Here is a 12,674-nt window from a genome sequence, read left to right as displayed (position 1 = left end):
CGAGCCGCCACCGCCATCGGCGCCGCCGCGTTCCGCCGAGCCGCCACCGCCATCGGCGCCGCCGCGTTCCGCCGAGCCGCCACCGCCATCGGCGCCGCCGCGTTCCGCCGAGCCGCCACCGGTGCCGCCGCGCTCCGCCGAGCCGCCACCGGCCCCGCCGCGGCCCGTCGACGCTCCACAGCTCGAGCGGCCCGAACCTCGGCCCGAACCCCGGATCGAGCCCCCCGCGCCGCCCACCGAGCGGGCCAGGGGGCACGTCGGGTCCCGGCCGCCGACCTACGACGCCGAACCCACCGCGCTGCCACCCGCCGACCCGGACGATCTCGACGATCTCGTCGCGGACACCGTGCTCGACGGAGCTCGGTACGGGGCCTGCACCCTGCGGGCCGTGTCCGTACGGGGGGACTCCGCGCGGTACCGGGGCGAGCCACGGCGGGACTCGTTGCTCACCGCGCGGTTCGGCGCGGGGGAGCAGGCACTGTTGCTGGTGGCCATGGCGACCGGGGCCCGGGCCACGCCCGGGGCGCACCGGGCCGCCGCCGAGGCCTGTCACTGGATCGGGCGGGCCGTCGGGCGCAGCCACGCGCGGCTCGTGGCGGACATAAGGGCCGGCCGGCGCGGCGACCTGAAGTCGGGCCTGCACCGCCTCACCGACCGCAGCCTCGGCAAGCTCCGCGCCAGCGCCGCCGAACAGGGTGTCGACCCCGGCGAGTACGCGGCGAGCCTGCGCTGCCTCCTGTTGTCCGCCGACCCGGAATGCCGTACCCGTGTCTTCTTCGGCGTCGGACCGGGTGGCTTGTTCCGGCTGCGGGAAGGCGAGTGGCAGGACATCGAACCGCGGGTCACCGAGGTCAGGGGCGAACCCGTCCTGGGGTTCGGATCGCCGCCCCCCGAGACGCCCGAGGGCGACCGGCTCACCATGGACCTGGGCATCCCGACCCCGCCCAGCCCGTACGAGCCCGCCCCGGAACCGCCCCGCGAACCCTTCCGTTTCCGCACCTCCGTCGCCCGCCCGGGTGACACCCTGCTCATGTGCAGCGGCGGCTTCGCCGACCCCCTGCGCGGCGAACCCGAACTGGGCGAGTACCTGGCCGACCGTTGGTCCCGCCCCGAGCCGCCCGGGCTCGCCGCGTTCCTCGCCGACTCCCAGGTGCGGGTCAAGGGGTACGCGGACGACCGTACGGCCGCCGCCGTCTGGGAGGCGTGACGTCGGCGCGTGTGACTTGATGGAACCCGGAGGGATCCCAGGAGACCGAAGGGGCAGACGAGAGTCATGGCCAAACAGAACGTCGCGGAACAGTTCGTCGACATCCTGACCCGCGCCGGAGTCAGACGCCTCTACGGAGTCGTCGGCGACAGCCTCAACCCCGTGGTCGACGCCGTCCGCCGCAACTCCGCCATCGACTGGATCCACGTCCGCCACGAGGAGACCGCCGCCTTCGCCGCCGGGGCGGAGGCACAGATCACCGGACGGCTCGCCGCCTGCGCCGGCTCCTGCGGCCCCGGCAACCTCCACCTCATCAACGGCCTGTACGACGCCCACCGCTCCATGGCGCCCGTCCTCGCCCTCGCCTCGCACATCCCGTCCAGCGAGATCGGTCTCAACTACTTCCAGGAGACCCACCCCGACCGGCTGTTCGCCGAGTGCAGCCACTACAGCGAGATGATCTCCAGCCCGCAGCAGATGCCCCGGCTGCTGCAGACCGCCATCCAGAACGCCGTCGGCCGCAGCGGCGTCAGCGTCGTCACTCTGCCCGGCGACGTCGCCGACCAGCCCGCCCCGGAGAAGGCCGCCGAGACCGCCCTCGTCACCTCCCGGCCCACGGTCCGCCCCGGGGACGCCGAGATCGACCGGCTGGTCGAGATGATCGACGACGCCGACAAGGTCACCCTCTTCTGCGGCAGCGGCACGGCCGGCGCGCACGCCGAGGTCATGGAGTTCGCCGGGAAGATCAAGTCCCCGGTGGGGCACGCCCTGCGCGGCAAGGAGTGGATCCAGTACGACAACCCCTTCGACGTCGGGATGAGCGGGCTGCTCGGGTACGGCGCCGCGTACGAGGCCACCCACGAATGCGACCTGCTGATCCTGCTCGGCACCGACTTCCCGTACAACGCCTTCCTCCCCGACGACGTGAAGATCATCCAGGTCGACGTGCGGCCCGAACACCTCGGCCGCCGCTCGAAGCTGGACCTCGCGGTGTGGGGCGACGTACGGGAGACGCTGCGCTGTCTGATCCCCCGGGTGAAGGAGAAGAAGAACCACCGCTTCCTCGACCGCATGCTGAAGAAGCACGCGGACGCGCTGGAGGGGGTGGTGAAGGCGTACACCCGCAAGGTCGACAAGCACGTGCCGATCCATCCCGAGTACGTGGCGTCCGTGCTCGACGACATCGCCGCGGACGACGCCGTGTTCACCGTCGACACCGGCATGTGCAACGTCTGGGCCGCCCGCTACATCTCACCCAACGGCCGCCGCCGCGTCATCGGTTCCTTCTCCCACGGCTCGATGGCGAACGCGCTGCCCATGGCGATCGGCGCCCAGTTCACCGACCGCAAGCGGCAGGTCGTGTCGATGTCCGGCGACGGCGGGTTCTCCATGCTGATGGGCGACTTCCTGACGCTGGTGCAGTACGACCTGCCCGTGAAGGTCGTCCTCTTCAACAACTCCTCGCTCGGTATGGTCGAGTTGGAGATGCTGGTCGCCGGGCTGCCGTCGTACGGCACGGCGAACAAGAACCCCGACTTCGCGGCCGTCGCCCGCGCCTGCGGTGCCCACGGCGTGCGCGTGGAGAAGCCCAAGGACCTCGCCGGGGCCCTGAAGGAGGCCTTCAAGCACAAGGGCCCGGCCCTCGTCGACGTCGTCACCGACCCCAACGCGCTGTCCATCCCGCCGAAGATCAAGGCCGAGATGGTGACCGGATTCGCCCTGTCCGCCTCCAAGATGGTGCTGGACGGCGGGGTCGGCCGGATGCTCCAGATGGCCCGCTCCAACCTGCGCAACGTGCCCCGGCTGTAGGGCCCGGGCGGTCAGCTGTACGGCCCCCACTGCCGGGCCGAGGTGTCGTACCCGTAGCGGGGCAGCCCCTCGATGCCGCTGGTCCGGAACGGGCGGCCGGCGTCGTCGATGCGGACCGTGCCCCTGCGGCCCTGCGAGGACCAGTCCAGCTCCAGGTACCAGCGGCAGTCGCACCCCGTGGTGCGCGCGGTGACCAGCAGGACCTCGGGGTCCGTCGCGGAGACGCGGTACGGCATGCGCACCGCCGGGATCGGGGTGCCGGTGTCGCTCCCGGGGACCGCGTGCGCGATCGGCCGGTCCTTGTCCAGGTTCACGTCGAAGTAGCGCGGGGTGAGCGAACCGCCGCAGCCGTGGTCCATGGCGTAGGTGTTGCCCCGCACGGGCGCGGTACGCCCCACCACGCGCACGCGCAGCGCCTCCAGCACGACGGCCGTGTCCGTCCGCCCCTGCACGGACAGTTCCACGATCGTCTCCCTGCCGTGCACCGCGCCCTGCGTCGCCGCCCAGGTTCCCGCGTCCTGTGGGGCCGGGGGCGGCGGCACCTGCTCGGGCGGCTTGCCGATGACGTAGTCGTGACCGCAGCCGAATTTCCAGGCCTGGGAGTTGGCGGACCAGGTGAGCGGTGTGGCGGGGGCCTTTCCGGTGGTGGGCCGGGTGGTCTCCGGGGTGGAGGGTTTCGGGGAGGGCTTCCGCTTCTTCTTCGGGGTGGTGGAGGGGCTGGGGCGCTTCGGTGTGGGGGAGCTGCTCGGGGCGGTGGGCGAAGGGTCTTCCCGCTTCGGTGCCTTGGCCTCCGTCGTGCCGGAGGCGGCGGGTCCGGCCGTACGGACACGGTCGTCGGACGGACGCCGCCCGTCCGGCAGCGCCGACAGGCTCCCGAGGGTCGCGAGCACCGCACAGGCGGCGGCCAGACCGACGACGAGCCGCCCGCGGCGGTACCAGGGGCGGTGGGGGAGCGGGGAGTCGGCGGCAGCCGGGTGGTGGTTCGGGGCGTCCCTCGGGCCGTCCGCCGGGCCGGGGGTCGTCTCGTTCCCCGGGGTGTCTGTCGCGCTGGAAGTCCTCTCGGTCCCCGGGGCGCCCGTCGCGTTGGGGGTCGTCTCGTCCGCGGCGTCGTCGCCCGGCAGCGGCGCGGCCTTGGCCGCACGCGGGCGCTGACGTGCCGCCACCGCCAGGAGCCAGCGGCGGTGGAGTTCCAGGCGTTCCTCCGGGGACGCCCCGCAGAGCGCCGCTAAGCGCTCCACGGGCGCGAAGTCGACAGGGACCGCCTCACCCGCGCAATAGCGGTGCAGGGTCGAGGTGTTCATGGCCAGACGGCGGGCCAGCGAACCGTAACTGCGGTCGGTGCGCTCCTTCAGCGCCCTCAGCAGCGCCGCGAACTCCCCGACGTCGTCCACGTCTTCCTGTGCCGACACGTTTCCCCCGCCCTCGTAAGGTCCGACCCGGCCCGGGACGGCATCCCAGGCATCCCTGTACCTGCACGTCAGAGGGGCTGGGATGGTTCCAGGGTGGCCGATCGGCCGCAGGTTGTTGCGCCCCTCGGCCGTGACCGCTGATGCTCTTGGTGTCGCACCGACCAGGCCCGGGCCGACCAGCCGGCCTCGCCGCGGCATCCACGTCCACGCTTTCATCAACGGGGGGACACCCATGTCCATGCGCATCCGAACGAGCGCTCTCACCGCACTCACCGTCGCCGCCCTCGCGGCGGGCACGGTCCTCACGGCACCGGCCGCCGGCGCCGCGCCGAAGGCCGCCGCGCCCAAGTTCCTGTCGGCGTCCCAGCTGCCGCCGCACCCGACGTCGTCCTGGACCGCCGGGCCGGTCACCGACGGGTTCCCGGAAGGGCTCGGCTTCTGCGTGAGCACGGAGGGCGTGCCCTCCTACGACTACCGGCACCGGGAGTTCCGGACCGACCTGGACACCAGCGCCGTGCAGCTGACCGTCGTGACGGGCACCGCCGCCCAGGCCAAGGCCCTGGCGAAGCACTACGACGACCTGATCCGCACCTGCGCCGACCGCATCGAGGAGTCCTCTCCGGACATCGAGGCCGAGGGCCGGGACTACGGCTCGCTGCCGGTCGAGGAGGGCGCCCGCGTCCGCGGACTGCACACCGAGACCTCCTGGGGGGCCACGGACGTCGCGCTGCTGTCCGTCGGGCGGGACGGCAGGACCGTCACCGTCGTCGAGTGGGGACAGATGGGCGACTTCGACGACGCCCCGGTGGCCGCCTTCAAGAAGACGACGACCACCGCCGTCAACAAGCTCTACTGACGGCGCGGCCACCGCCGAGGACCGGGGCCGTCCTCCCGCCACGGGGGTCGGGAGGACGGCCCCTTCCGGCCGGTGCCGGCGGCCGGTGCCGACGGGGAGACCGACGTACTTCGGCCAACTTCACCGCATTGGCGCGCACGGGTACGGGCCCGCCGTCCGCCGGCCGTGTACGGAAGAATCGGCAGACGGCCCTCGGCAGTTCGTCCGATCTCCGGCGGTCAGGATCCACCGCGGTAGGTGCAACGGCTACCCTCTTGTCCCCCTGCCCTGCGCCGCCGTACCGCTCGGAGCCGCTCCGCCCGGCTCCCCGGCCCCGTCCGTGTGGCCGAACATCCGGTCGTTGACGATTCGACATGACTGCCGCGTGCCCGATGGGGCATGGATCCCCGTGAACGTGTTCGACCAGGAGGGGAACCGACATCGGCGCACGGGCGGGGGTCATGGAGAGGCAGGCACGAGGAGGCGGTCCCATAGCGATAGGGGCCTTCTCGGCGGAGACCATGGAGGACAAGGCCGAAGACGTCACGGAGCAGGTGGCGGCGCCGCAGCTGAGGCGCAGACTCGGGCGGGCGGACCTACGGGCCGTGCCGGAGGCCCGCAAGGCACTGCGGGACCTGCTCGGACAGTGGGGGAAGCACGGACAATCCGACGTAGCGGAACTGCTCACCAGCGAACTCGTCACCAACGCCATCGTCCACACCGACCATGACGCGGTCCTGACGGCCACCGTCGGACCCCGTGGACTGCGGGTGGAAGTAAGGGACTTCGTGGCCCGCAGACCCCGGCTGCGCGTACCGGTCGCCGACGACGGTACGAACGGCCGGGGCCTGTTCCTGGTCCAGTCCCTCGCGGACTCCTGGGGGGTCAGGGCACACGGCGTGGGAAAGGCCGTCTGGTTCGAACTCGGGGCCGAAGCGGCGTGAGCGGCGAAGGGGACGCGGCCCGCGGGCCGCGTCCCCTTCCGTCCGTGTACCGCTCCGTCAGCCGAACTGCTGCTCCAGGTCCTTGAGCTTGCGCTCCAGGGAGTCCAGACGCGGCAGCGCCATGGTGTCGTCCTCCGCGGTCAGGTCGACGGTCACGGGGTCAGTCCCTTTGCGGACCGGCTGAAGGGAGGGACGCGAGCGTACGGGCAGCTGTTCCGGCCCGGATATGGCAGGCTCCGCTGAGACCTGCGAGGAGCCGCGCTCCACCTGCACCTCCAGCTGCCGGCCACCGCCGCCACCGCGGCCGAGGTAGCCGCGGTGACCCCGGCTGATCGCCTTCAGCTGGGCCCGCTCCACGCGCTGCTGGTCCCGGCGCCGCTGCCGGGCCTCGTCCTTCTTGCGCTTGTCGTCGCGCACCTCGTCGACCGCCTCGTCCAGGCTGCGCACACCCTCGAGGAGCATCAGCGACCAGGCCCTGTACGTCTCCCGGGGAGCCCGCAGCCAGCGCACGATACGGATCTGCGGCAGCGGGCGCGGCACCAGGCCCTGCTCCCGCAGGGCGGCGCGGCGGGTCTGCTTCAGCGCGCGGTCGAAGAGCACCGCCGCCGACAGCGACATGCCCGCGAAGAAGTGGGGTGCGCCCGCGTGGCCGAGCCCCCTGGGCGCGTGCACCCAGTTGAACCAGGCCGCGGCGAGCGCGAACGTCCAGACCAGTATCCGGGAGCCGAGCGCCGCGTCACCGTGACTGGCCTCGCGCACCGCGAGCACGGAGCAGAACATCGCCGCGCCGTCCAGGCCGAACGGGACGAGGTACTGCCAGCCGTCGGACAGCCCGAGGTTCTGCTCGCCGAAGCCGACCAGGCCGTGGAAGGAGAGCGCGGCGGCGACGGCCGCGCAGCAGAACAGCAGAACATAGGAGACGGTGCCGTAGAGGGCTTCCTTGCGTCTGCGGCGTTCCTCGCTGCGCTCCCAGGAGTCGTCCGCGCTCGTGTCCTTGACCGAGGAGCGCTTGCCGCGCGCGAGCACCGCCACCGCCGCCAGCATGCCCAGGAAAAGCACGGCGCCCGGAAGCAGCCAGTTCAGCGATATGTCGGTCAGTTTCATCTGGGTGGTCCCTTGCATTGGGATAGGGCGTAACGCCCGCCATAGTGGCCCAATCCCATCGGCCCTCAGGGGGTTTCGGGGCAAGAGGCCGCCAAGGAAGTGCAAGGGGATGCCCACGGCGGCGTTCCGCTCGAACTGCCGCGTGAGGGACGGGAGTTGAGTTCGAGAAAGAATACCCGTACGGGTGGTTCCCCGGAAAGTTTCCGTGACCCATGAGGGTGGTGTGAATCGACTGAGGGCGATGTGGATCGACCGCGGGCGAGTGGGCGCCCGGTGCGGTGACGATCCTACGGGGTGTAGAGGGGTCGCTCGGTCCGAGCGGGGCTCAACTGGCCGTCGCCAGCAGCTTGTTGACCCGGTCCGCGTCGCAGGTGCGTGGGCAGGTGGCGCAGGTGTCCTCGGGGCGCAGCGTGTAGAACATGCAGCAGCTTGCCCGGTCCCGCGTGCGCAGGGGCTCGCCGCCGGGGCCGTTCAGCTCGCGGAACGCCGCCGTGCCCACGTACGGCTTCGTCGCGCCCGGCAGGAGCAGCTCCAGTTCGCGCATCGCGCGCCGTTCCTCGATCTCACCGAACAGCTGGGCGACGTACCAGAGGCCCTCGACGATCTCGTCCGTCGCCATGCCCCACAGGGCCCGTCCGCGACGCCGCATCCGGGGGCCGAAGCCGGTCAGTACCGGCTCCATGTGCTCGGCGACCGCCGACCGCACCTCGGCCCGCAGTGCCTCCTCGTCCGGGACGACCCGGGCGCCCGGCAGCGCGGCGGCGTCGTCGTCGGGCAGGCAGGCGAAACCGGTCGGGCGGACGGCCATGCGGCCGATGACGTGCTCCGGGTCCGTGCGGTCGTACGAGACGTGCGTCACGGGGTAGCGGGGGACGCGGCGGTTCAGGAACCAGGGGACGGTGATCAGGAGGCAGGCGGGCCAGGCGTACCGGTGCAGGCCGAAACTGGCGATGACGTCGGGGCGGGCCTGCTGGTCGTAGTCCCGGCGGATCTGGGTGTCGTCCCAGGCCAGGAAGGCGTCGAGGTCGGGGCCGGCGGCCGCGAGAGCGGTGGCGGGGGTCCAGCCGCCGCCGTGCGGGGTGTCGTCCTCGGGGCTCAGTTCGGTGACGGCGAGCCCCGGGAGGACCTCGGCCAGGCGGGCGTAGGCGCCGGAGACGGCCGAACGGGGCACGGGCATGCGATCACCGATCCACGTCGTAGGAGTGGTGGTTGGGAGGTAAGCCTAACCTAACCCAAGATCGCTGGGATTTGAACTGGCGGCCGGTGCGCTTATGGTGCTTGACGGACGAGTAACAACCCGCCGTAATGACCCCAAGTACCGATACGTCCGGAGGAGGACCCGTGGAGCAGGGTGCGCAGGGCGCCATCGGGGCGGGGGGTCCACGGGTTCGGGCGGATGTGGGGGTTTCTGCTGGGGAGGCCGGGCGGGGCGGGCAGGCCGGGCAGGCCGGGCAGGTACGGGTGCCGCAGCAGGGTGGGGCTGTGCGGGGGGAGCACACGCACTGTGAGCCCGCGCCTTTGGGGCACCGGGCCGTCGTGCAGCGGGCCTCGGTGCGGGGGCAGATCGTCGACGCGTTGCGGGCCGCGCTGGTGGCGGGGGACCTCAAGCCCGGGGAGGTGTACTCCGCGCCGGTGCTGGGCGAGCGGTTCGGGGTCTCGGCGACGCCGGTTCGGGAGGCCATGCAGCAGCTGGCGCTCGAGGGCGCGGTCGAGGTCGTGCCGAACCGGGGGTTTCGGGTGGTGCGGCGGGGGGTGCGGGAGCTGGCGGAGCTGGCTGAGGTGCGGGCGCTGATCGAGGTGCCGGTGATGCTGCGGCTGGCCCGGACTGTGCCGGCCGAGCGGTGGGCCGAGCTGCGTCCTCTCGCCGAGGCGACAGTTCGCGCGGCGTCCTCCGGGTGCCGCGCGACGTACGCGGACTCCGACCGGGTGTTCCATCGGGCCGTGCTGTCCCTGTCCGGCAACGAGCAGTTGGTCCAGATCGCGGAGGACCTGCACCGGCGGGCGCAGTGGCCGCTGGTGGGGGGACGGCCGGACGCCCGGGGGCGGGCCGCACTGGTGGCGGACGCCCATGAACACACGGCGCTGCTGGACGCGTTGATCGCCCGGGATCTGGATGTGGTGCGGGCGCTGGTGGGGGAGCACTTCAGCAGCGGGGCGGCTGGGGTCGGCTGAGCGGCGGGGTGGGGGGTGGGTCGGGGCCGCGCCGGGGGGTGTCCGTCCTCGGAACGGCGCGACCAAGTCGCCTACCGGCTAACTGGCGTCACACGCGCCGCCCACTGCGGGCGGACACCCCCCGACACGGCCCCTTGCGCACGTCGGCCGCTGCGGGCGCATCCGCCCCAGCTGCGGGCATGCGTGCCGCTAGGGGCGGCACGGGTGGGCGCAGCGGCACCTCGCGCCGCCGAGTTGCGCAACGCCCCGTCCCGGGCACCAACGCCGGGTACTCGTATCAGGCCGTCGCGGCCGGCGGCACCGGCGCCAACTGTCGCGCCAACCAGGTCGGCACACCCCCGAGCAACCGGAACAGCCGCCGAGCCTCCTCCCGCAGCCGCGACGCCTCCGGCTCGGTCTCGGTATCGGCCAGCGACACCAGCGCCGGGGCGGTGCCCACGAGATAGCCCAGTTCCTCACGGATCCGCAGCGACTCCGCGAATCCGTGCCTCGCCTCCGCCAACTCCCCGTCCCGCAAGGCGAGTCCGGCCAGGTGACGCCACGTGAAGGACAGCAGCAACGGATCGGGACGCGCCGTCGCCCCGGCGTGCGCGCGGCGATACGCGGCCCGCGCCGCCTGCGGGGCCAGGGTCAGGTTCTCCGCGAGCAACCCCCGGCGGAAGTCCAGCAGGGCCCGCTGCGGAGCCCCCGGAGGGATCAGCGCCGCCGCCCTCCCCAGCGCCGCCCGCGCCTCGTCGGCCCGGTCCCGGACCGCGAGCAGCGTCGCCGCGTAGGCCAAGTACCCGCGTTCACAAGCGGCCGCGCCCCGCTCCTCGTCGCTGTGGGCCAGCGCCTCGGCCGTACGCAGGGCGTCCTCGGCCTCCTCCCAGCCCTGCTCGGTGTACAGACACCGCTCCACCAGCAGCGAGGCCCGTTGCAGCGCCGCCGCGGGGGTGGCCGGTACCAGCAGGGCGGCGGCGTCTGCCCAGCACGCGCGCGAGCGCAGCCGCCATACCGCGGTCTGGAGGGGATCGTCACCTGCGGTCGTTCCGTTACCAGACATGGCGGTATGCGCCACGTTGCCCTCCCCGAGCACGCCATCGAGCTGTTGAGTGGTGGCGGCATCTCAGCACGAATCCCGGTGCCGGGCCAAGGGGGTGGGTGAAGGATTTCACAAAGTCGTGGGACACACGGCGTGATCGGTTGCCGGGTCGGGTCAGCTCATCCGCAGTGCCAGGAAGAAGTCCAGCTTGTCCTCCAGCCGTGACAGGTCACGGCCCGTCAGCTGCTCGATGCGGCCGACCCGGTAGCGCAGGGTGTTGACGTGCAGGTGGAGGCGGGAGGCGCAGCGGGTCCAGGAACCGTCGCTGTCCAGGAAGGCCTCCAGGGTGGGGATCAGTTCGGCCCGGTGGCGGCGGTCGTAGTCGCGCAGGGGGTCCAGGAGGCGGGCCGTGAAGGCGCGGCGGACGTCGTCGGGGACGAAGGGCAGAAGCAGGACGTGGGAGGCCAGCTCCTGGTGGCCCGCCGCGCAGACCCGGCCGGGGCGGGCGGCGGCGACGCGCCTCGCGTGGCGGGCCTCCTCCAGCGCGCCGCGCAGGCCCTCGGCGGAGTGCACGGCCGCGCTGACCCCGAGGGTGAGGTGCCCGTCGTCGTCCAGGCCCGCCGTGAGAGCGTCTCGTACGGACTCCAGGAGGGCGTCCGCGAGGACGCCGGCCTCCGAGCCGTCGTGTTCGGTGGAGACGGCGGGCAGCGGGACGAGGGCGATGGCCTCCTCGCCCGTGTGGGCCACGGCGATGCGGTCCGAGTGCTCGGGGCCCGCCGACCGGGGGTCGACGAGGATCTCCTCCAGCAGGGCCTGCGCCACCGGTCCGCCCTCGACGTCCCCGCCGTCCCAGTCGACGCGGGCCACGACCACCTGCCAGTGCGGTGCCGCGCCGAGACCGGGCAGCAGCACCGGGGCGGCCACGCGCAGGCGGGCGGCGATCTCGGCGGGGGCCGCGCCCGTCTGGACCAGTTCCAGGACCTCCTGGGCGAGGCGGCGGCGGACCGTGCGGGCCGCGTCCCTCCGGTCCCGCTCGACCGCGATCAGCTGCGTGACGCCGTGCAGCAGGTCCAGTCGCTCCTCCGCCCAGTCCCCGGCGTCCGCCTCGACGGCCAGCAGCCAGTCGGACAGCACGGTCTCCCGGACGTCGCGGGCGGTCTGCGCGGAGCGGCCCGTCGAGCGGATCGGGAACAGGGAGTAGGTGCTGCCGCCCAGGAGCACGCGGTGCGGGGCGCGGCGGCCGGTGCGGGTGGCGGTCAGGTGTTCCGCCGCCAGCCGTCCGCAGGTCTCGGCGGGCAGGGCGGGGCCCGCGGCCTTCGAGCCCGCGATCAGCCGGCCGGTGGGGGCGAGGACCCAGGCCCGCAGGTCCAGGTCCGAGCCGAGCAGGTCCAGGACCACGTCGGGGCCGCCGCCGGCCGGGCCCGAGGTCATCATCCGCCGGTGCCGGTCGACCACCGCCGCGAGGTCGCCGGCGCGCTCCCCGGAGACCTGCCGTACGACGTGCTCGGTGATGGTCGCGAAGGCCACCGACTCGTGCACCGCGAAGAGCGGGAGGCGGTGGCGTGCGCAGGCGGCGACCAGGTCCTCCGGCACATCGCCCAGCTCGGCCTCGCCGGCCGCCAGCGCGGCCACGCCCTCCTGCACCAGGATCCGGACGAACGGCTCCGAGTCCGCGGCGTCCCGGCGCCAGGCCAGGCCGGTGAGCACCAGTTCGCCGCCCGACAGGTAGCGGCTGGGGTCCCGGAGGTCGGTGGTCATCACGCCGCGCACGGTGCGGTCCAGCTCGTCCTCGCCGCCGAGCAGCTTGAGGCCCAGCGCGTCCGTGTCCAGCAGTGCGCGCAGCCGCATTCTCGTCGCCGCCGTTCTTTGTCTCGAAATCTATGGTGGATCTTGGTGGGGTGCGGAGGGAACGCCTGTTCGTCGGGCCGACCTCCGGGCGGGGCCCGGCTGTGCGAGGTCGCGCGCCTGTGTCGCGCGTTTCCACAGGAGAACACGGAGGTTTCCGAGGGCCTCCGTTCATACGAATCTACAAGATGCCCGCCCTGGCCAGCCAACTCCTTCATGGTTTCCGTGACTGACCCCGTCGGAGTACCGCGCTGTGTACTGAGGCCACTACGCGTCAACAGCACATGAACGAGCCGGGACCGCCGCACACGGATTGGCTCAATCTGAA

At 72.8% G+C, this 12,674-nt stretch carries 10 protein-coding genes; 5 read left to right on the top strand and 5 right to left on the bottom strand.

Annotated elements, in window-relative coordinates:
• The coding region (locus ABEA82_RS22870) for a protein phosphatase 2C domain-containing protein (protein ID WP_345663457.1) at nucleotides 1-1,207 on the top strand (1,207 nt) is incomplete at its 5' end.
• Between the two features lie 66 nt (nucleotides 1,208-1,273).
• Nucleotides 1,274-3,016 (top strand): pyruvate dehydrogenase, encoded by a 1,743-nt coding sequence (locus ABEA82_RS22865; protein WP_345663455.1) that lies wholly within the window; start codon nucleotides 1,274-1,276, stop codon nucleotides 3,014-3,016.
• Nucleotides 3,017-3,027: 11 nt separating this feature from the next.
• On the opposite strand, the gene ABEA82_RS22860 is transcribed toward ABEA82_RS22865, so the two are convergent.
• A complete protein-coding gene (locus ABEA82_RS22860) occupies nucleotides 3,028-4,425 on the bottom strand; it encodes a helix-turn-helix domain-containing protein (RefSeq protein ID WP_345663454.1) in 1,398 nt (465 codons plus the stop codon).
• Nucleotides 4,426-4,657: 232 nt separating this feature from the next.
• On the opposite strand from ABEA82_RS22860, the gene ABEA82_RS22855 reads away from it, so the two are divergent.
• Together ABEA82_RS22855 and ABEA82_RS22850 are read left to right on the top strand one after the other, a co-directional pair.
• Nucleotides 4,658-5,281 (top strand): hypothetical protein, encoded by a 624-nt coding sequence (locus ABEA82_RS22855; protein WP_345663453.1) that lies wholly within the window; start codon nucleotides 4,658-4,660, stop codon nucleotides 5,279-5,281.
• 500 nt (nucleotides 5,282-5,781) lie between these two features.
• Nucleotides 5,782-6,204: an ATP-binding protein gene (locus tag ABEA82_RS22850; RefSeq protein ID WP_345663452.1), complete on the top strand. Its 423-nt coding sequence runs from the start codon at nucleotides 5,782-5,784 to the stop codon at nucleotides 6,202-6,204.
• 57 nt (nucleotides 6,205-6,261) lie between these two features.
• Here ABEA82_RS22850 and ABEA82_RS22845 read toward each other — a convergent pair whose 3' ends face one another.
• Nucleotides 6,262-7,308, bottom strand: coding sequence for a DUF2637 domain-containing protein (locus ABEA82_RS22845; protein WP_345663451.1), 1,047 nt, complete (start codon nucleotides 7,306-7,308; stop codon nucleotides 6,262-6,264).
• 325 nt (nucleotides 7,309-7,633) lie between these two features.
• Nucleotides 7,634-8,485, bottom strand: coding sequence for a (2Fe-2S)-binding protein (locus tag ABEA82_RS22840; RefSeq protein ID WP_345663450.1), 852 nt, complete (start codon nucleotides 8,483-8,485; stop codon nucleotides 7,634-7,636).
• A 128-nt stretch (nucleotides 8,486-8,613) separates the two neighbouring features.
• On the opposite strand from ABEA82_RS22840, the gene ABEA82_RS22835 reads away from it, so the two are divergent.
• Nucleotides 8,614-9,480 (top strand): GntR family transcriptional regulator, encoded by an 867-nt coding sequence (locus ABEA82_RS22835; protein WP_345663449.1) that lies wholly within the window; start codon nucleotides 8,614-8,616, stop codon nucleotides 9,478-9,480.
• Nucleotides 9,481-9,757: 277 nt separating this feature from the next.
• Here ABEA82_RS22835 and ABEA82_RS22830 read toward each other — a convergent pair whose 3' ends face one another.
• On the bottom strand, nucleotides 9,758-10,537 hold the full coding sequence (locus ABEA82_RS22830; RefSeq protein WP_345663448.1) for a hypothetical protein: 780 nt from the start codon (nucleotides 10,535-10,537) through the stop codon (nucleotides 9,758-9,760).
• A 138-nt stretch (nucleotides 10,538-10,675) separates the two neighbouring features.
• Nucleotides 10,676-12,349 (bottom strand): PucR family transcriptional regulator, encoded by a 1,674-nt coding sequence (locus tag ABEA82_RS22825; protein ID WP_345663447.1) that lies wholly within the window; start codon nucleotides 12,347-12,349, stop codon nucleotides 10,676-10,678.
• Nucleotides 12,350-12,674: the final 325 nt, after the last annotated feature.

Source organism: Streptomyces venetus (assembly GCF_039540295.1).
GTDB lineage: Bacteria > Actinomycetota > Actinomycetes > Streptomycetales > Streptomycetaceae > Streptomyces > Streptomyces venetus.
The sequence above is the reverse complement of the archived record's forward strand: the minus strand, read 5'-3'. Positions and strand labels throughout refer to the sequence as shown.

Coding starts and splice junctions, on each gene's coding strand:
- ABEA82_RS22865 (WP_345663455.1), top strand. CDS start 1,274: ATGGCCAAACAGAACGTCGCGGAACAGTTCGTCGACATCCTGACCCGC.
- ABEA82_RS22855 (WP_345663453.1), top strand. CDS start 4,658: ATGTCCATGCGCATCCGAACGAGCGCTCTCACCGCACTCACCGTCGCC.
- ABEA82_RS22850 (WP_345663452.1), top strand. CDS start 5,782: ATGGAGGACAAGGCCGAAGACGTCACGGAGCAGGTGGCGGCGCCGCAG.
- ABEA82_RS22845 (WP_345663451.1), bottom strand. CDS start 7,308: ATGAAACTGACCGACATATCGCTGAACTGGCTGCTTCCGGGCGCCGTG.
- ABEA82_RS22840 (WP_345663450.1), bottom strand. CDS start 8,485: ATGCCCGTGCCCCGTTCGGCCGTCTCCGGCGCCTACGCCCGCCTGGCC.
- ABEA82_RS22835 (WP_345663449.1), top strand. CDS start 8,614: ATGACCCCAAGTACCGATACGTCCGGAGGAGGACCCGTGGAGCAGGGT.
- ABEA82_RS22825 (WP_345663447.1), bottom strand. CDS start 12,349: ATGCGGCTGCGCGCACTGCTGGACACGGACGCGCTGGGCCTCAAGCTG.